18 protein-coding genes and 1 tRNA gene are annotated in these 18,656 nt (G+C 72.1%); 5 read left to right on the top strand and 14 right to left on the bottom strand.

Annotated elements, in window-relative coordinates:
- Positions 1 to 2,544: DNRLRE domain-containing protein (locus ACF089_RS33180; RefSeq protein ID WP_392034964.1), on the top strand; the 2,544-nt coding region annotated here is incomplete at its 5' end.
- Between the two features lie 403 nt (positions 2,545 to 2,947).
- Positions 2,948 to 3,460 (top strand): GyrI-like domain-containing protein, encoded by a 513-nt coding sequence (locus ACF089_RS33175; RefSeq protein WP_392034960.1) that lies wholly within the window; start codon positions 2,948 to 2,950, stop codon positions 3,458 to 3,460.
- Between the two features lie 161 nt (positions 3,461 to 3,621).
- Here ACF089_RS33175 and ACF089_RS33170 read toward each other — a convergent pair.
- Positions 3,622 to 3,703, bottom strand: a tRNA-Tyr gene (locus tag ACF089_RS33170).
- A 193-nt stretch (positions 3,704 to 3,896) separates the two neighbouring features.
- Here ACF089_RS33170 and ACF089_RS33165 point away from each other — a divergent pair.
- From ACF089_RS33165 to ACF089_RS33155, 3 genes are all read left to right on the top strand, one after another.
- Complete coding sequence (locus ACF089_RS33165; RefSeq protein ID WP_392034957.1) at positions 3,897 to 4,385, top strand: YajQ family cyclic di-GMP-binding protein; 489 nt, start codon at positions 3,897 to 3,899, stop codon at positions 4,383 to 4,385.
- A gap of 287 nt (positions 4,386 to 4,672) precedes the next feature.
- Positions 4,673 to 5,179 (top strand): methylated-DNA--[protein]-cysteine S-methyltransferase, encoded by a 507-nt coding sequence (locus ACF089_RS33160; protein WP_392034987.1) that lies wholly within the window; start codon positions 4,673 to 4,675, stop codon positions 5,177 to 5,179.
- Complete coding sequence (locus ACF089_RS33155) at positions 5,172 to 5,960, top strand: alpha-ketoglutarate-dependent dioxygenase AlkB family protein (protein ID WP_392034954.1); 789 nt, start codon at positions 5,172 to 5,174, stop codon at positions 5,958 to 5,960. Before ACF089_RS33160 ends, ACF089_RS33155 begins: the two co-directional genes overlap by 8 nt.
- Positions 5,961 to 6,056: 96 nt before the next feature.
- Here the strand turns inward: ACF089_RS33155 and ACF089_RS33150 are convergent, their stop codons facing one another.
- From ACF089_RS33150 to ACF089_RS33090, 13 genes are all read right to left on the bottom strand, one after another.
- A complete protein-coding gene (locus ACF089_RS33150) occupies positions 6,057 to 6,326 on the bottom strand; it encodes a GlsB/YeaQ/YmgE family stress response membrane protein (RefSeq protein ID WP_392034951.1) in 270 nt (89 codons plus the stop codon).
- Between the two features lie 343 nt (positions 6,327 to 6,669).
- A complete protein-coding gene (locus ACF089_RS33145) occupies positions 6,670 to 7,062 on the bottom strand; it encodes a YccF domain-containing protein (RefSeq protein WP_392034948.1) in 393 nt (130 codons plus the stop codon).
- Complete coding sequence (gene htpX / locus ACF089_RS33140) at positions 7,059 to 7,919, bottom strand: zinc metalloprotease HtpX (RefSeq protein WP_392034946.1); 861 nt, start codon at positions 7,917 to 7,919, stop codon at positions 7,059 to 7,061. The genes ACF089_RS33145 and htpX overlap by 4 nt, the downstream gene beginning before the upstream one ends.
- A 144-nt stretch (positions 7,920 to 8,063) precedes the next feature.
- Entirely contained in the window at positions 8,064 to 9,647 is a 1,584-nt protein-coding gene (locus tag ACF089_RS33135) for an NADH-quinone oxidoreductase subunit N (protein ID WP_392034943.1), read from the bottom strand.
- Positions 9,644 to 11,227, bottom strand: coding sequence for a NuoM family protein (locus tag ACF089_RS33130; RefSeq protein WP_392034940.1), 1,584 nt, complete (start codon positions 11,225 to 11,227; stop codon positions 9,644 to 9,646). The genes ACF089_RS33135 and ACF089_RS33130 overlap by 4 nt, the downstream gene beginning before the upstream one ends.
- 3 nt (positions 11,228 to 11,230) lie before the next feature.
- A complete protein-coding gene (locus ACF089_RS33125) occupies positions 11,231 to 13,240 on the bottom strand; it encodes an NADH-quinone oxidoreductase subunit L (RefSeq protein WP_392034937.1) in 2,010 nt (669 codons plus the stop codon).
- Positions 13,237 to 13,617, bottom strand: a complete 381-nt coding sequence (nuoK, locus tag ACF089_RS33120; RefSeq protein ID WP_392034934.1) for an NADH-quinone oxidoreductase subunit NuoK — start codon at positions 13,615 to 13,617, stop codon at positions 13,237 to 13,239. Before nuoK ends, ACF089_RS33125 begins: the two co-directional genes overlap by 4 nt.
- Positions 13,617 to 14,339 carry an NADH-quinone oxidoreductase subunit J gene (locus ACF089_RS33115; protein WP_392034931.1) on the bottom strand — a complete coding sequence of 241 codons (723 nt, stop codon included), beginning with the start codon at positions 14,337 to 14,339 and terminating at the stop codon, positions 13,617 to 13,619. Before ACF089_RS33115 ends, nuoK begins: the two co-directional genes overlap by 1 nt.
- Positions 14,336 to 14,905 carry a NuoI/complex I 23 kDa subunit family protein gene (locus tag ACF089_RS33110; RefSeq protein WP_392034928.1) on the bottom strand — a complete coding sequence of 190 codons (570 nt, stop codon included), beginning with the start codon at positions 14,903 to 14,905 and terminating at the stop codon, positions 14,336 to 14,338. Before ACF089_RS33110 ends, ACF089_RS33115 begins: the two co-directional genes overlap by 4 nt.
- Before the next feature lie 2 nt (positions 14,906 to 14,907).
- Complete coding sequence (locus tag ACF089_RS33105; RefSeq protein ID WP_392034925.1) at positions 14,908 to 15,876, bottom strand: NADH-quinone oxidoreductase subunit H; 969 nt, start codon at positions 15,874 to 15,876, stop codon at positions 14,908 to 14,910.
- Entirely contained in the window at positions 15,873 to 17,429 is a 1,557-nt protein-coding gene (locus ACF089_RS33100; protein ID WP_392034922.1) for an NADH-quinone oxidoreductase subunit C, read from the bottom strand. The genes ACF089_RS33105 and ACF089_RS33100 overlap by 4 nt, the downstream gene beginning before the upstream one ends.
- A complete protein-coding gene (locus tag ACF089_RS33095; RefSeq protein WP_392034920.1) occupies positions 17,426 to 18,091 on the bottom strand; it encodes an NADH-quinone oxidoreductase subunit B in 666 nt (221 codons plus the stop codon). The genes ACF089_RS33100 and ACF089_RS33095 overlap by 4 nt, the downstream gene beginning before the upstream one ends.
- A complete protein-coding gene (locus ACF089_RS33090; RefSeq protein WP_392034918.1) occupies positions 18,082 to 18,480 on the bottom strand; it encodes an NADH-quinone oxidoreductase subunit A in 399 nt (132 codons plus the stop codon). The genes ACF089_RS33095 and ACF089_RS33090 overlap by 10 nt, the downstream gene beginning before the upstream one ends.
- Positions 18,481 to 18,656 lie beyond the last annotated feature (176 nt).

The raw sequence follows: 18,656 nt of genomic DNA, 5'->3' as shown, positions 1-18,656 counted from the left end.
GCCGCCGACAACCCCGAACTCACCGCCATCGACTTCGGGCTCAAGGCCGACGGCCTCACCCTCAAGAAGGACCCCGAGAGCGGCGCCGTCACCGCACTCAACCCCGCCGGCCAGCCCGTCTTCTCCACCTCCACCGCCCGGATGTGGGACTCCTCCGGCACGGACACGGCCTCGGGGACCACTCCGCCCGGCGCGCAGGCCCGGAAGGCTCCCGTCACCAGGCCCACGAGCGCGAAGGCCGCGCCGCCGTCGGATCTGAACCCCGGGACCAATAGCGCCGAGGTCGGCGTACAGGTGACGGACAGTAAGCTGATCCTCACCCCGGACCAGGCCCTGCTGGACTCGCCGAAGACCACCTACCCGGTCTACATCGACCCCCGGGTCACCGGCGCCCGCCAGGCGTGGACCATCGCTTACAAGCCACACCCGACCAGCAGCTACTGGAACGGAACGGGCTGGAGCGGCGGCACCACCAGTGAGGCCCGCGTCGGCTACGAAAGCAGCAGCGGAGGCACCGCCCGGTCGTTCTTCCGGGTCGACTCCAAGTTCCTCGCCGGGGTGAAGGTGGTCGACGCCCAGTTCCAGATCACCCAGACGCACTCCTGGTCCTGCACCGCCAAGCCGGTGGAGCTGTGGCTGACCGGCGCGATCAGCTCCGGCACCACCTGGAACAAGCAGCCCGCCTGGGACACCCGTCAGGACGTACGGAACTACGCCCACGGCAATGAGACGTTCGGCTGCCCGGACAAGGCGATCGACCTCAAGGCGAACCAGGCCGCTCAGAAGGCCGCGGCGAACAAGTACCCCAACCTCACCTTCGGCCTGCGCGCGCCCCAGAGCGCCGAGGACGCCAAGGACGAGTACAGCTGGAAGAAGTTCAAGCCGGACGCCAAGCTGATCGTCGAGTTCAACCGCCCGCCGAAGGCCCCCTGGGCGATGGACACCATCCCCAGCACCAAGGTCGGCACCGAGTGCGGCAACGGAACCTCGTACGTCACCGTCGGCAACACCGATGTGACCCTTGTCTCACAGGCCTGGGACCCGGACGGCGGCGACGTCAACGTCGAGTTCCACCTCTGGGCGACCGGCAAACGTGATGTCGCTCCCGGTCTGCTCTTCCAGAAGCGCGTGAAGGCGACCGTCTCGGCGAAGGACCCCAAGGGCGTCCCGGTCCGGGTGACCGTGCCGAAGAAGCTGCTGGACGACAACAAGGCGGCGAGCGGCGGCCAGTTCTCCTGGAAGGCCCAGACCGAGGATGTCGCCGACCCGGCGTTCGCGTCCGACTGGACGCCGAGCCTCGGCGCGAACGGCTGCCGCTTCGGCTTCGACCCGACGGCCCCCTCCGTGATGCCGACGGTCGTGTCCGAGAACGCCGTCTACCCGGAGCAGCTCACCGGGGACAGCCCCGACGGCGCGCTGGCGCGCACTCCGGGCGTCTTCGTCTTCGACACCCCCGGCGGCTCGGACATCGTCGAGTACAAGTGGGGTCTGGACCGCACCCCGCCGAACGTCTCCGCCAAGCCCGCCGTCAAGGGCGGCCCGGCGAAGGCGACGATCACCCCGCTCACCCCGGGCTCGCACATCCTCTATGTGCAGGGCTTCGACGCGGCGGGGAACGCCGGCCCCCGGTACCCGTACAAGTTCACCGTGAAGAGCCCGGGCGTCCAGGACAAGCCGAGTGACGTCAACGGCGACGGTCTGCCGGACATGTTCGCGGTCGACGGCGCCAACAACCTCCGGCTGTACGGCGGCACCGGCAACGGCTCCGTCGCCCCCTCGGTGCTGATGTCCGAGACCGGCCAGTGGAGCGGCGCGCTGCTGACCCACCGCGGGGACCTGACCGAGGACTTCTACGAGGACCTCGTGGCCCGTACCAAGGACAACAAGCTCTGGTACTACCCGAACGACGGCCAGGGCTCGTTCACCGACGACACCCGGCAGGAGGTCTACTTCTTCGGTGACGAGGAGACGGGCGCGCCGTCCGTCGACCCGGCGACGCTCAAGCAGCTCGTCTCGGTCGGGGACGTCACCCCGGACTCGGAGGGCCACCACCCGGACTTCGTCGGTGTGATCGGCGACCAGCTCTGGTTCCTGCCCGGCTCCCCGGGCGGCAAGATCCAGGCCGGCTATCCGATCGGCGGCAACGGCTGGGGCAAGATGACCCTGGCCTCCCCCGGTGATGTGGACGGCGACGGGTTCACCGATCTGATCGCCCGTGACACGCTGAGCGGCGCGGTCTGGCTCTACCACGGCAAGAGCCGCGGCGACGCGGACGGCGACGGCGTCCCGGACGGCGGCACCGACCCGGCGTCCATCGGCGACTCCGCCAACCGCACCTCGTACGCCACCGGCTGGACTCCGGCCGCGCGTCCGCTGGTGACGGCGGGCGGCGACTCGAACGGGGACAGCGTCCCCGACCTGTGGACCACCACGGCGAACGCCACCGCCGGTCTGGAGTTCTTCCCCGGTCGCAAGACCGGTCTGGTCGGACCGCCGACGGTGGTCGGCTGGGGCGGCTGGCAGGCGATCAAGGTGATCTCCTGACACCGGTCCGACGGAACGGCCGCTCGTGCGGAGCGTCCCTGAACGGCTGAGGTGCGTTCCGTCGCTCTCCCTCTGAGGGGAGCGGCGGCCGGGCCCGGTCCCGCGGTGTGTCCGCGGGGCCGGGCCTTCGTTGTGCGGGGGCTGGTGTCCGGGGCGGTCCGGGGCGGCTTCGGGATCCGGGGCCGGGTCCGGGGCGGCTTCGGGATCCGGGTCCGGGTCCGCTTCGGGGGCGCGGTCCAGGGCGTGGGCCGGAGCCGGGGCGCGCCCAGATCCTGGCCAGGCGGTCCGCTTCGGGCTCCGGCTCCGGCTCCGGCTCCGGCTCCGGCTCCGGCTCCGGCTCCGGCCGATTCATCACCGGACGGCGGATCGATGAGTTCCCCGTGGAGGGGCAGTCCTCTCTGTCATGAGCAACGACACACCTGCCATCTCGCCCGTCGTCGTGGAGCGCGGCGAGCAGCGTTACGCCTTCATCCGGGGCTCGGTCCGGATGGACGCCTTCCATGTGATCGCCGACCGTCTCGGCGAACTGATCGGCTGGCTGACGGACCACGGCGTCGCCTTCGCGGGAGCGCCCTTCTTCCGTTTCAACACCGTCGACATGGCGGGAGAGTCCGATGTCGAGGCGGGCATCCCGGTCGTCATGGCCCCGGAGCCGGAGGGCGACATCCGGATCGGCACCCTTCCTCCCGGCCGCTACGCCACCGTCGCCCACACCGGCCACCCCGACCAGCTGTTCGACATCGCCGCCGCGCTCCGGGAGTGGGCCGACCGCGAGGGGCTGGTCTGGGACATGACGGAGACCGGCGACGGGGTGGAGCGGTGGGGGTGCCGGCTGGAGTCGTATCTGACCGATCCCCGGATCGAGCCCGATCTGAGCAAGTGGGAGATCGAGCTGTCCTTCCGGCTGGCGGACTGACGGCCAGACGGGCCGGCCGCGGGCTGCCCGCACCGGGCCGGGCCGGCCGGCCGGTCGACCCGGTGTCGGCCGTCGGCGGTCGGCCCGCCGCCTTCCGTCTTCCGGGTACGAGAACGGCCCCCGATCCGCGTCTCCGCGGATCGGGGGCCATCTCTATCACGTGGCGGCGCCAGGATTCGAACCTGGGAAGGCTAAGCCGGCGGATTTACAGTCCGCTCCCATTGGCCACTCGGGCACACCGCCATGGGATGTGCCGCCTCGGGCGATCCGCTCGGTGGCGGTGTCCTTGGCGACGACGTAAACGATACCCGATACCCGGGGGTGCTTCGCCACCGGATTGATCAGCGGCCGGGACCGGTGCGGGTGGCTAGGCTTGGCCGAGCGGTTCGGGGACTCCGGCCGCCCTCCACACACCCGATACAAGGAGCCACAGGACATGGCCGACTCCAGTTTCGACATCGTCTCGAAGGTCGAGCGGCAGGAGGTCGACAACGCCCTCAATCAGACGGCGAAGGAGATCTCCCAGCGGTACGACTTCAAGAACGTCGGGGCGTCGATCGCCTGGTCAGGCGAGAAGATCCTGCTGCAGGCGAACTCCGAGGAGCGGGTCGCCGCGATCCTCGACGCATTCCAGTCCAAGCTGATCAAGCGCGGGATCTCGCTGAAGGCGCTGGACGCGGGCGAGCCCCAGCTGTCCGGCAAGGAGTACAAGATCTTCGCCTCGATCGTGGAGGGGATCTCCCAGGAGAACGCCAAGAAGGTGGCGAAGATCATCCGCGATGAGGGCCCGAAGGGCGTCAAGGCGCAGGTGCAGGGCGAGGAGCTGCGGGTCAGCTCCAAGAGCCGTGACGACCTCCAGGCCGTGCAGGCGCTGCTGAAGGCCCAGGACTTCGACTTCGCGCTGCAGTACGTGAACTACCGCTGACCGAGTCGCCGCACCGCCGGCCCCCGGGCGGGGCCGGTGCGGAATCGGTACGGCTGCGACGGCCGGGCGCGGCCACACGGGAGTCTCCCGGTGGTCCGCGCCCGGCCGCGTCCGGTGGCGGGGCCCGCTCGGGCGGGTGGTCCGGGCGGCGCCCGGCGGGGTGACGGCCCCGGGCGTGATGTCCGAATTCCGCCAGCGTCGGGGGCTGCGGCACCGCACACTCGGAGATGTGGCGCCCGGAACGCGCGCCACGGGAGAGCGCGAGAAAGGGAACGGCCATGGCCGCCATGACGGTCCATACGACCATCGAGAGCCCGCTGGGCGAGGTGCTGCTGGTCGGAACGGCCTCCGGTACGGCCCCGGGCGGCACCGCGCTCGCCTCGCTGTCGCTCCCGGGGCAGAAGGGCGCGGCGGTCGTCCAGGACGGCTGGCGGCGCGACCCGGCCGCCTTCGAGGAGATCGGCGGCCAGCTGACCTCGTACTTCGCGGGCGTGACCACGGGCTTCGACGTGGAGTGCGTGGAGTCCGGCACGGAGTTCCAGCGGAAGGTCTGGCGGGCGCTGGAGGAGATCCCGTACGGGACGACGGCGACCTACGGGGAGATCGCCCGGCGGGTCGGCGTCGCCCGGGCCGGGGTGCGCGCGGTGGGGACCGCGATCGGACGGAATCCGCTGCTGGTGGTGCGGCCGTGCCACCGGGTGATCGGTTCGGACGGGGCCCTGCGCGGGTACGCGGGCGGGCTGGAGCGCAAGGAACGTCTCCTGGGGCTGGAGGGAGCGCTGCGCCATGGGTGACGGGACCGGCTTCCCGGAGGCCCTCTTCCCCGAGGCGCTCGTCTCCGGCCCGCCCGGGGCCGGGAGGTCGGGGGACGAGAGGTCGGGGGACGGGGCTCGAAGCCCGGCGGTGCGGCGGCCGGGCGAGCCGGTCGTCCTCGCGCCGGGGGCCGTGCATGTGCCGGGGTGGCTGTCGCCCGCCCGGCAGCGGGAGCTGGTGGAGGCGTGCCGGGGCTGGGCGCGCGGTCCGGTGCCGCTGCGGCACACCGTGCTGCCGAACGGCGGCGTGATGTCGGTGCGGACGGTGTGTCTGGGCTGGCACTGGCAGCCGTACCGCTACAGCCGGACGGCCGACGATGTGAACGGCGCGCGGGTCGCCGGCTTCCCCGACTGGCTGGTGGAGCTGGGCCGGTCGGCGCTGGCGGCGGCGTACGGGCCGGAGGGGCCGGGCGGCCCCGGCGGGGGCGGGGACGCGTACACCCCCGACACGGCGCTGATCAATTTCTACGACGGCGCGGCGAGGATGGGGATGCACCAGGACAAGGAGGAGCGGTCCGGTGCTCCGGTGGTCTCGCTGAGCATCGGTGACCGCTGTGTCTTCCGCCTCGGCAACACCCACACGCGCGGGCGTCCCCATACCGATGTGGAGCTGGCGTCCGGTGATCTGTTCGTCTTCGGCGGGCCGTCCCGGTTCGCGTACCACGGGGTGCCGAAGGTGTATCCGGGGACGGCCGACCCGGCGTCGGGGATGACTGCCGGGCGGCTGAACATCACCCTGCGGGAGACCGGGCTGACGGGCTGAGACCCGGGCCCGGCTCCGGAGAGCCGGGCAGAGGTCAGCGGGCAGAGGTCAGCGGGCGGAGGTCAGCGGGCGGGCCTCGGCGGCGGGTGCGGCGGCTCAGCGGGAGCGGGAGTGACCGAACAGCAGCCGGTACCCGACCAGCAGCACCAGCGAGCCGCCTATCGCCGCGAGCCAGGTGGTCCCGTCGTAGAACTCCTTGGTGATGGGCCGGTCGAAGAAGCGGGCCGAGATCCAGCCGCCGAGGGACGCGCCGACGACGCCGATGAGGGTGGTGACGATCAGACCGCCCGGGTCGCGCCCCGGAAGCAGGATCTTGGCGATGGCCCCGGCGAGCAGACCGAGGATGATCCAGCTGATGATGCTCATGCCCTGAACCTGCCTTTCGTGCGGTGTTGTTCTCAAGACGCCGAAATGCCCCACGCGGTTGCGGAAGCGGGCGGCGTCCGTCGCGCCGGTGCCGGCTGTCCCGTCGTCTGTCCCGTCATCTGTCCCGTCGCCGGGCGGACATGCCCTCATGGTGAGCCATGCCACTGACAGTCGGCCGGAGCAGCGGAACGCCGCCCTCCCGGAGGGGGGCGGCGGTCTTCCGCGAGACGTCCGGCCGGCTCGGGGCGGCCCGGCCGGGATCGGCGGGGCGGCCCGGACCAGTGGCGCGGGCCGGGCGGCCGAGGGGCGGCGGACCGGCGGCGGTGGCGGGGCGGTCCGGGCCTCAGCGGGTGGCGAAGGGCTGGTCGGAGGGGACGATCTCCTTGCCCAGCGGCAGCAGCGAGACCGGGATCAGCTTGAAGTTCGCGATGCCGAGCGGGATCCCGATGATCGTGACGCACAGGACGATTCCGGTGACGATGTGCCCGAGGGCGAGCCACCAGCCGGCGAGGACCAGCCACAGCACATTGCCGACGCACGAGGGCGCGCCCGCGTCCCGGCGGTCGACCACGGTGTAGCCGAAGGGCCAGAGGGCGTAGACCCCGATCCGGAAGGCGGCCAGGCCGAACGGGATGCCGATGATCGTGATGCAGAGCAGCACACCCGCGAGCATGTAGCCGAGGAACATCCAGAAGCCGCAGAGGATGAGCCATATGACGTTCAGGATTGTCTTCATGGACGACGACCTGCCATCTGTTCGAGTCGGGCGATGCGCTCCGCCATGGGCGGATGGGTCGAGAACATCTTGGACAGGACCTTCCCGGGGCGGAAGGGATTCGCGATCATCATGTGGCTCGCGGTCTCCAGCCGGGGCTCCGCGGGGAGCGGCAGCTGCTTCGTACCGGCGTCGAGCTTGCGCAGGGCGCTCGCGAGGGCGAGCGGGTCGCCGGTGAGCTGGGCTCCCGAGGCGTCCGCCTCGTATTCGCGGGAGCGGCTGACGGCGAGCTGGATGATGGAGGCGGCGACCGGTCCCAGGATCAGGATGAGGATCATTCCGGCGAATCCGGGGCCGTCGTCGTCGGACCGGCCCACGGGGATCAGCCAGGCGAAGTTCACCAGGAACATCACCACGGAGGCGAGGGCTCCGGCGACGGAGGAGATCAGGATGTCCCGGTTGTAGACATGGCTCAGCTCGTGGCCGAGGACGCCGCGCAGCTCCCGCTCGTCGAGTATCCGCAGGATGCCCTCGGTGCAGCAGACCGCCGCGTTGCGCGGGTTGCGTCCGGTGGCGAAGGCGTTGGGGGCCTGGGTGGGCGAGATGTACAGCCGGGGCATGGGCTGGCGGACGGAGCTGGAGAGCTCTCGGACGATGCGATAGAGGCCGGGGGCCTCGAATTCGCTCACCGGGCGGGCCCGCATGGCCCGCAGCGCCATCTTGTCGCTGTTCCAGTAGGCGTACGCATTGGTGCCGAGCGCGACGACGAGCGCGACGACGAGCCCCGTACGGCCGAAGAAGCTGCCGATGACGAGGATGAGTGCGGACATTCCGCCGAGGAGTACGGCGGTCTTCAGCCCGTTGTGCCGGCGGTGCACGGTACGCCCTCCAGGTGGTGCGGCAGGGGAACCCTTTGCGTGGTGCTCCACTCTCCAGTGGACCCTTCTGTACTGGTCAACGCCAGGCGAAGGACGCCAGTTCCCTTGTGCTCCGTGCCGGGGGCCGGTCCGTTCGGGTGACGGTCAGAACAGGCTGGTCGCCGCGAAGCGCAGCACCAGCTGCGGATAGCCGGAGAGGACGACGCCCAGGACGGCGGTCAGGGCGATGGCCGCGGTGACGGCGGCGGGGACCCGCCGGTGCGCCGCTCCGGCGGCGGGAGCCGTGGTTCCGCCGCTCTCGGCGGGCTCGGCGGCCTCCGCGGGGGCCCTGAAGAGGATCGCGGTCCACTTCAGGTAGTAGTACAGAGCGATCACCACATTGACGCCCATGATCACGGCCAGCCAGCCCAGACCCGCGTCGACGGCCGAGGAGAAGACCACGACCTTGGCGAAGAGCCCGATGATGCCCGGCGGCAGCCCGGCCAGGCAGAGCAGGAAGAAGGCCAGGGCGAGGGCGGCGAGCGGGCGGGTGGCGTAGAGCCCCTGGTAGTCGGAGATCCGGTTCAGCGGCTTCGTACGGGCGACCAGGACCACCACCGCGAACGCGCCGAGGTTGACCACGGCGTACATCAGGGCGTACGCGACGGTCGCGCCGATCTGGTCGTCGCTGGAGTACGCGGCGGCGGCGATCGGGACCAGGATGTATCCGGCCTGTCCCACGGACGACCAGGCCAGCAGACGCACCGCGCTCCAGCGGCGGCCCGCGGCCTGGCGCAGCGCGGCGACATTGCCCGCGGTCATGGTCAGCGCGGCGAGCACGGCGATCGCCGGGCCCCAGACGTCGGCGTACGCGGGGAACGCGACGACGGTCACCAGGATCAGCCCGGTGAAGCCGACCGCCTTTCCGACGACGGAGAGGAAGCCCGCGATGGGCAGCGGCGCGCCCACATAGGTCTCGGGGACCCAGAAGTGGAAGGGGACGACGGCCGTCTTGAAGGCGAAGCCGATGAGGGTCAGCGCGACGCCCGTCTTGGCGAGGGTGTCCAGCTGGCCGGGGACGTCGCCCAGCTCGGCGGCGATCCGGGTGAGGTGGAGGCTGCCCGTGGCGGCGTACACGAAGCTGACGCCGAGCAGGGTCACGGCGGTCGCGGTGACCGAGGAGAGGAAGAACTTCAGCGCCGCCTCGCTGGAGAGCCGGTTTCCGCGCCGCATGCCGACGAGGGCGAAGGCGGGCAGCGAGGCGACTTCGAGGGCGACGACCAGGGTGGTGAGATCGCGTGCGGCGGGCAGCAGGGCCGCGCCGGACGCGGAGGCGAGCAGCAGGAACCAGTACTCCCCCGGCGGCGGCTCCCCGCGGGAGCCGTGCAGCGAGAGCAGCACGGTCAGCAGCGCCCCGCCGAGCACCAGCAGCTGGATGGCCAGGGTGAAGTGGTCGGCGGTGTAGCTGCAGGTCGCGGTGTCGGCGGTGAGACAGAACGTCTGGCGTTCGCCGGCGCGCAGCGGTACGAGGGCGATGATCGCGGCGACCAGTCCGGCGGCCGCGCCGAGGCCCAGCAGCCGCTTGTGCCGCTCGGCCGTGAACAGGTCGGCGACCAGGCAGAGCAGGGCGGTCGCCGCGGCGATGACGGGCGGCGCGATGGCGAGCCAGTCGACGGACTGGACGACGCTGGGGACGTCCGCGGCTGCGGTGACGACGGCGGGGGCGGCGCCTCCGGTGGTCGTGATCACGACTTGCCTCCTGCGAGCAGCTTCTGCACGGCCGGGTCGGTGAGGCCGAGGAGGACCGCGGGCCACAGTCCGGCGAGGACGGTGAGGGCGACGAGCGGCGACCAGGTGACCAGCTCGTACGTCTGGACGTCGGCGATCGCCCGGGTCTCGCGGCCTCCGGGGCGGGGCACGCCCATGCAGACGCGGCGGACGACGATCAGCAGATACGCGGCGGTGAGCAGGGTGCCGAATCCGCCGATCGCCATGAAGGTGAGGAAGGCGGGGCGGCTCAGGCCCGCCGCGGGGTCGAAGGCCCCGAAGAGGGCGAGCATCTCGCCCCAGAATCCGGCGAGGCCGGGGAGTCCGAGGGAGGCGACGGCGGCGAAGGCGAGCAGGGCGCCGAGCCGGGGGGCGCTGCCGTAGAGGGCCGCGCCCGCGGCTCCGGCGAGGGTGTCGAGATCGGCGGTGCCGTAGCGGTCCTTGAGCGCTCCGACCAGGAAGAAGAGCAGGCCGGTGATGAGGCCGTGGGCGATGTTGGCGAAGAGCGCGCCGTTGACGCCGGTGGGCGTCATGGTGGCGATGCCGAGGAGGACGAAGCCCATGTGACCGACGGAGGAGTACGCGATCAGCCGCTTGAGGTCGCCGCCGGCGCCCTTCTTGGCGAGGGCGAGGCAGGCGAGGGATCCGTAGATGATGCCGACGACGGCGAAGGCGGCGAGGTAGGGCGCGAAGACGCGCATGCCGTCGGGGGCGGCGGGCAGCAGGATCCGGACGAATCCGTAGGTGCCCATCTTCAGCAGCACGCCGGCGAGCAGTACGGATCCGACGGTCGGCGCGGCGGTGTGGGCGTCCGGGAGCCAGCTGTGCAGCGGCCACATCGGGGTCTTGACCGCGAGTCCGATCCCGATCGCCAGAACGGCGATGACCTGCGTGGACAGGGTCAGTCCCCGGCCGTTGTCAGTGGCGAGTGCCACCATGTCGAATGTGCCGGCCTGCAGCCCGATCAGCAGCAGTCCGAGCAGCATGATCACGGAGCCGAGCAGGGTGTAGAGGATGAACTTCCAGGCGGCGGCCCGACGGGCCCGGCCGCCCCAGCGCGCGATGAGGAAGTACATCGGGATGAGGACCATCTCGAAGGCCAGGAAGAAGAGCACCAGGTCGAGGACGGCGAAGGTCAGCAGCGTCCCCGACTCCAGGACGAGGAGCAGCGCGACGAAGCCCTTGGGGGACGGGCCCTCGGGCATCTTGTAGTAGCTGTAGAGCGCGCAGAGGAAGGTCAGCAGCGCGGTCAGGACCAGGAGGGGGAGAGAGATGCCGTCGACGCCGAGGTGGACGCGCACGTCGAGGGCGGGGATCCAGCTGATGTCGGTCTGGGCCTGCATCCTCGACGGCCGGTCGTGGTCGAAGCCGATCACGAGGGCGATCGCGGCGGCCAGGATCGCCCCGGTGACGGTGACGCCGTGGCGCAGCACCGCCTGGCCGGGGTTCTTGCCGCGCAGTCCGGGCGGGGCGGGCAGCAGGGCGGCGACGGCTCCCAGGAGGGGGCCGACGACGATGAACGCGAGAAGGAACTGCATCACGGACTCGCTGATATCGATCACGGCTCACGATCCCGCGTTGACGTTGGAGAGGACCACGGCGGCGATCGCCAGGACCACGGTGCCCGCGAGGAGCACGCTCAGATAGGTCTGCACATTGCCGGTCTGGGCCCGTCGTACGAGGATGCCGAGCCAGTTCGCGCCGGTGCCCGCGCCGCGGACATAGGTGTCGACGACCGCGCGGTCGAGGAAGCGGACGAGTTCGGCGGCTGCCTGGACGGGGCGGACGAAGAGCACGTGGTAGACGGCGTCGAGGTGGAAGCCGGTCACGGCGTGGCGGTGCAGGGGGCCCAGCAGCAGCCGTCCGGGGTCGGCGGGGTCGGGGGCGGCGGCCACCGATCCGTAGGCGGGGGCGTGCGCGGCGACGGCCTCGGCCTCGACGGCGGAGGGCGCGGCGTCGGGGTGGGCGACGACGGCCCGGGCGGGCATCGGGGCGGCGGCCAGGCTGTCGCGGTGGCGCAGGGTGCGCCAGGCGCCGTAGGTGAGCAGCGCCCCGATCAGGGCGACGCCGGTGCCGAGGACGGCGGTGACGAGGGTGGGTGCGAGGCCGTTGCCGTCGAACCAGCTGTCGGCGTGGGCGAAGGTCGCCCCGAGGCCGAGGGAGGGCACGGCGAGCAGCCAGAGCACGGAGGTCATGGCGCGGGGCTCGCGGCCGTGGTCGGGGGCGTCGGCCCCGCGGCCGCGGAAGGCGAGCAGCCACAGCCGGGTCGCGTAGGCGGCGGTGAGCAGGGCGGCCAGCAGTCCGGCGACGAGGACCGTCCAGCCCGCCGCGGCGGGGGCGGTCAGGCCGCCGAGCGCGCTGCGTTCCGCGGCGACGAGGACGGCTTCCTTGGAGAAGAAGCCGGCGAAGGGAGGGATGGCGACGAGCGCGAGGAGGGCGACGGTCATCGTCCAGTACGCGTCGGGGATGCGCCGGGGCAGTCCGCCCATGCGGGACATGGCGGCGAGTGAGTTGGTGCCCGCGGCGTGGATGACCACGCCCGCGGCGAGGAAGAGGAGGGCCTTGAAGGCGCCGTGCGAGATGAGGTGGAAGACGGCGGCGCCGCGGTCGGCGACGGCGAGGGCGCCCGCCATGTAGCCGAGCTGGCCGATGGTCGAGTAGGCGAGGACGCGTTTGATGTCGTCCTGGGCGAGGGCGGCGAGCCCGGAGCCGACCATGGTGACCGCCGCCATGACGGCGAGGACGATCAGCGCCGCCGCGGAGGAGGCGAAGAGCGGGAGGAGCCGGGCGACGAAGTAGATGCCGGCCGCGACCATCGTCGCGGCGTGGATCAGCGCGGAGACGGGGGTGGGGCCGGCCATCGCGTCGGGCAGCCAGGTGTGGAGCGGGAACTGCGCCGACTTGCCCGCCACCCCGGCGAGGAGCAGCAGGGCGATCAGTGTGGGGTGGTCGATGGCCCCGGTCTCGACCGCGTCGAGGATTCCGGTGATCCGGAAGGTCCCGGCGTCGGTGGCGAGCGCGAAGAGACCGATCAGGAAGGGGACGTCGCCGAGCTTGGTGACGAGGAACGCCTTCAGGGAGGCGGCGCGCGCCTCGGGCGTCTCCCAGTAGTGGCCCACGAGGAAGTAGGAGCAGATGCCCATGATCTCCCAGCCGACCAGGAGCACCATCAGATCGCCGGAGTAGACGACGAGGAGCATCGCGGCGGTGAAGAGGGAGACGAGGGCGGCGTAGGAGGGGTAGCGCGGGTCGTCGCGGAGGTAGGCCGTGGAGTAGATCTGCACACAGGAGGCGACGACGCCGACCAGTACGGCGACGAGGACCGCGAAGCCGTCGAGGTGCAGAGCGAGTTCGATGGGGACCGAGCCGGTCGGGGTGAAGAGGGTGGCGGCGTCGATCGTCGCTCCGCCGCCCTGGCGGGCGGCGACGGCGATCGCGAGGCCGGCGGCGGCGAGGGTCGGCAGGATCGCCAGCGGCCGGACGAATCCGGGGGCGGTCCGGCCGAGGAGCAGTCCGGCCGCCGCGCCCAGGAACGGAAGGAGGGGTACGAGGACGGCGAGGGTGGTGGTGGTCACGCGGTGGCCTCAGCCTTCTGCGTGCGCTGTTCCGGCGCGGCCGCGTCAGGGTCGTCGGAGCTGTCGTCGGGGCCCTCGGCGGTGTCCCGGAGCCGGTCGACGTCCGAGCTGCCGCGGTTGCGGTAGACCATCAGGACGATCGACAGGCCGATGCCGATCTCGGCGGCGGCGATGGCGATGGTGAAGAGGGTGAGCGCCTGGCCGGAGTGGAGGGCGTCGCGCAGCCAGACGTCGAAGGCGACGAGGTTGAGGTTGACGGCGTTGAGCATCAGCTCGACGGACATCAGGACCAGGATCGCGTTGCGCCGGGCGAGGACGCCGTAGAGGCCGGTGCAGAAGAGGAGGACGCTGAGCACGGCGGGATAGGCGAGGTGCATCAGCTCTCCCCCTCGGGGTCCTCGGGGTGGTTCCCGGCGGGCGCCGCGGAGCCGGTGGAGCCCTTGGGGCCCTTGGGGCCTGCGGAGTCCGTGGAGCCCTTGGCTCCCGTGGGGCTCTTGGAGCCGGTGGGGCCCTTTGAGCCGGTGGAGCCCTTGGGGCTGGTGGGGCCCTTGGGCTCGGTCCGCTCCCCGTGCTTGCGGGAGAGGACGATCGCGCCGACGAGGGCGGCGAGGAGGAGTACGGAGAGGGCCTCGAAGGGGAGCACCCAGTGCCGGAAGAGGATCGCGCCGGTGACCTCGGTGGAGCCCTGGGCGGGTCCTTCGAGATCGATCCAGCTGGTGCGGAAGGCGTCCACGACCACCCAGACCAGGGCGGCCGCCGCGCTGCCGGCCACCGCGAGGGCGACCGGGCGGTTGCCGGAGTCCGCGTCCGGGGAGCGGCCGATGGGGGCCTTGGTGAGCATCAGCCCGAAGAGCAGGAGGACGACCACGGATCCGAGATAGATCAGGACCTGCACCCAGGCGATGAACTCCGCCGTGAGCAGCAGATACTCGACGGCGAGACCGCCGAGCGCGACCACCAGCCAGAGCGCGGCGTGCACCAGCTGCCGGGTGGTGACGGTCATGACGGCTGCGCCGAGGGTGACGAGTCCGACCAGGAGGAAGGCGATCTCGACGCCGGTCGGTGAGAGAAAGCCCTGGGTCGCGGCGGCGAGGTTCATTCCGTGCCTCCGTCGTCCTCGGCGGGGGCGGCGGGCGCGGCCTGGGCGGCGGCGAGCTTCTCGGCGGCCTTGCGGGCGGCCGCGATCTCCTTCGGCTCCTCGGCGCCCGGGTCGAGTGCGGGCGGCGCGGGCACCGTCCACATCCATTCGCGGAGTTTGTCCCGCTCATGGGTGAGTTCGCGGATGTCCGTCTCCGCGTACTCGAACTCCGGGGACCAGAAGAGCGCGTCGAAGGGGCAGACCTCGATGCAGATACCGCAGTACATGCAGAGCGAGAAGTCGATGGCGAACCGGTCGAGGACATTGCGGCTGCGCTCGCGGCCGCCGGGGACCGCGGCCGGGACCGTCTCCTTGTGGGAGTCGATGTAGATGCACCAGTCGGGGCACTCACGGGCGCAGAGCATGCAGACCGTGCAGTTCTCCTCGAACAGTCCGATCACCCCGCGGGTGCGGGGCGGAAGCTCGGGCTGGACGTCCGGGTACTGCGCGGTGACGGTCTTCTTCGTCATCGTGCGGAGGGTGACGGCCAGGCCCTTGGCCAGGCCGGAGCCGGGAATGGGAGGCATGGTTACTGAATCACCACCTTCACGACGCCGGTGAGGGCGATCTGGGCGAGAGCGAGCGGGACGAGGGCGGTCCAGGCGAGCTTCTGCAGCTGGTCCTCGCGCATCCGGGGGTAGCTCACGCGCAGCCAGATGATGACGAAGGCGAGGACGGCCGTCTTGAGAAGGGTCCAGACCCAGCCGAGGCCGTCGTCGCCCATCGGTCCGTGCCAGCCGCCGAGGAAGAGCACGGTGGTCAGACCGCAGAGCACCACGATGCCCGCGTACTCGGCGAGCAGGAAGAGCGCGAAACGCAGACCGGTGTACTCGGTGTACGCGCCGAAGATGATCTCGGAGTCGGCGACCGGCATGTCGAAGGGGGGACGCTGGAGTTCGGCGAGGCCGGCGACGAAGAAGACGACGGCGCCCACGATCTGCCAGGGCAGCCACCACCACTCCCAGGCGTTCAGGATGCCGGGCAGCGAGACCGTGCCGGCCGCCATGGCGACGGAGGCGGCGGCGAGCAGCATCGGCAGTTCGTACGCCAGCAGCTGGGCGGCGGTCCGCAGCCCGCCGAGGAGGGAGAACTTGTTGGCCGAGGCCCAGCCCGCCATGAGCGAGCCGAGCACGCCGACGCCCATCACGGCCATCACGAAGAAGATGCCGGCGTCGACGACCTGGCCGACCGCGCCCTCACTGGGGCCGATCGGGATGGCGACCAGAACGAGGAGATAGGGGAGCAGGGCCACGGCGGGGGCGAGCTGGAAGACGCGGCGGTCGGCGTTGGCCGGGACCACGTCCTCCTTCTGCGCGAACTTGACCCCGTCCGCGACCAGCTGGGCCCAGCCGTGGAAGCCGCCCGCGTACATGGGGCCGAGGCGTCCCTGCATATGGGCCATCACCTTGTGCTCCGCCTGCCCGACGACGAGCGGGAGGACAAGGAAGACGGCGAAGACGACGAGCAGCCGGAAGGCGACGTCGAGGGCGTCGTTCACGCGGGGTCGCCTCCGGTGCGGTCGGTGCGCTCGCCGTCCTCGGGCCGATCACTCGGCCCGGGGGCGGGGGCGGGGGCGGTTTCGGATGCGGGGGCCTGCTCGGGCTCGGGCTCGGGCTCGGGCTCGGGCTCGGGGGCCGCGTCAGGCCCAGGAGCCTTCTCCGGCGCGGGAGCCTGCGCGGGCGCGGGAGCCTGCGCGGGCGCGGGAGCCTGCGCGGGCGCGGGAGCCTGCGCGGGCGCGGGGCCGGTAGCCGCCTCGGGCTCGGGCTCGGGGGCCTTCTCGGGCGCGGCGGGCTCAGGCTCGGGGGCCTTGTCCGGCGCGGGAGCGGAAGCCTGCTCGGCCTCCGGCGCGGCGGGCTCGGGGGCCTGTTCCCCGGCGGGTACGGGCCGGTCCGGTGCGGGCTCGGTGTCGCCGAACGCCGGGCGCGGCTGGTGCCAGGGCGCGTCCGCGTCGTGGGCGCGGGTGGTCGCGGGGGCGTCGGGACCGGCGGGCTCCGAAGCCGGAGTGGTGGGCCGGTCCGGCACGGCGGCGGCCGGTTCGGACGCGGGGGCCGGGGCCGGCTCCGGAGCCGGTTCGGCGGCAGGGGCCGGGGCCGAAGTCGGCTCCGCCGGGGTGGCGGCGGCCTGGGCCTCGGCGGTCTGGCTCGCGGAGCCGTCGCTCGCGCTGCGGGCGCGACGGACCGGGCGCTCGGGTGCTCCGGCGGCCGGAGCGGCCTCGGCCGTCTGGCTCGCCGAACCCTCACTCGCCGTACGGGCGCGACGGACCGGAGCCGGAGCGTCCGGCGACCCGGCCGCCGGAGCGGCCTGGCTCGCGGAGCCCTCGCCCGCCGTACGGGCGCGACGGACCGGGCGCTCGGGCGCTCCGGCTCCCGCGGCGCCTCGCGCGGCACCCGCACCCGCCGCACCGGCACCCGCACCGGCACCCGCACCCGCTCGCGGGGTGCGTGCGGCGCGGGCCGGGCGGGCCGGGGCGGGCGGGAGCTGGCCCTTGAGGGGGCCCCATTCGTTGGGGTCGGGGACGCCGGGCGGCAGCATCTGCCGGCGCTTGGGACCGCCGTGCTCGGACTCCCCCGGCTCCTTCGCCCCGGGCCACGCCTTGGCGACCCGCGCGGCCAGGACGAAGTCCTTGCGCAGCGGATGGCCCTCGAAGGTCTCGGGGAGGAGCAGCGGCACCAGGTGCGGATGGCCGGTGAAGGAGACGCCGAACATCTCGTGCGTCTCCCGCTCGTGCCAGTCCGCGCCCGCGTAGACCGCCACGGCGGTGGGCAGTACGGGAGCCTCGTGCGGGACCGTCGTCCGCACCAGCAGCCGGCGGACCCGGCCGCCCTCCAGCGAGACGACGTGCGCGCAGACCCGGAAGCCGGTGCCCGGCTCGTCCACCGCGCTCAGCCAGTCGAAGTAGGTGCAGCCCAGGGTGGTGCGGGCGGTCTCCAGGGCGGTGATCCAGGAGTCCGCGGGCACATCGACCGTGAGGAGGTCGTAGGCCAGCTCGGCGGTGGCGTCCGGGCCGAAGATCTCGGCGGCGGCGCCGGGGAGGCTGTCGTACCCGGTCACTTCCCGCCCTCCGGGGCAGAGGCGGCCGGGGCCGGGGGCGGTGTCACCAGGCCGCTGCGCAGTTCGGAGACGGACGCGCGGCTCGTCCCGTACCGCTCGCTGAGCGACTCACGGGCGATCTTCTCCTGGAGCTTGAGGATTCCCTGGAGCAGCGCCTCGGGCCGCGGCGGGCAGCCGGGGACGTAGACGTCGACGGGGATGATCTGGTCGACGCCCTTGGTCACCGAGTAGGAGTCCCAGTACGGGCCGCCGCAGTTGGAGCAGGCACCGAAGGAGATGACGTACTTCGGCTCGGGCATCTGCTCGTAGAGCCGCTTGACGGCCGGGGCCATCTTGTCGGTGACCGTGCCCGAGACGATCATCAGATCCGCCTGGCGGGGGCCGGGGGCGAAAGGGATCACCCCGAGCCGGATGAAGTCGTGGCGCGCCATGGAGGCGGCGATGAACTCGATGGCGCAGCAGGCCAGCCCGAAGTTGAAGACCCAGAGGCTGTAGCGGCGTCCCCAGTTGAGGACCACCTTCATGGGCTCGGGGGCCAGCCGGGAGAGGATGCCCAGCCGCTTGGGCTCCGGCAGCGGCACCGGGCCCGGGGCCGCCGAGGCGGCCCGCTCCTGCTCGGGCGCGGGGCCCGGCGTCAGGGGCGGGGTCGGGGTCACGTCCATGCGAGGACGCCCTTCTTCCATGCGTAGAGCAGTCCCACGGCCAGGAAGCCGAGGAAGATGAACATCTCCACCAGCGTCGTCCCGCCGTATCCGGGGGCGGCGAAGACCGTCGCCCACGGGAAGAGGAAGATCGAGTCGACGGCGAAGATCACGTACAGGAAGGCGTAGACGTAGTAGCGGACCTGGGTGTGCGCCCAGCCCTCGCCGACCGGGTCCACTCCGCATTCGTAGGTGAGCAGCTTCTCCGGCGTCGGCACCACGGGTCGCAGCAGCCGTCCGGCCCCGAAGGCCACCGCCACGAACAGCACGCCGATCAGGGCGAGCAGCCCCACGACCGAGTACGTGGCGAAATAGTCTGCCGCGAGCACGGCTCCGGTGGGTTCCGGCACGTCCGCCCCTCGCTCCCTGACCTCGTCCTCGCGGATCCCGGCGGCCGCCGCCGGCGTCCGCCCGGTGATCCGTGTCGGTGATCCTTGTTCTGTACGCACGGGAGTCTAGGCCCTGCTAAGGGGACCCTCCGCAGTCGCGTCCCACATCAGGTGGGGTTGTCCCTACCGGGACCCGG

It is taken from the genome of Streptomyces sp. NPDC014894, assembly GCF_043080985.1.
Classification (GTDB): Bacteria; Actinomycetota; Actinomycetes; order Streptomycetales; family Streptomycetaceae; genus Streptomyces.
This window is presented reverse-complemented; position numbering and strand designations above follow the sequence as displayed.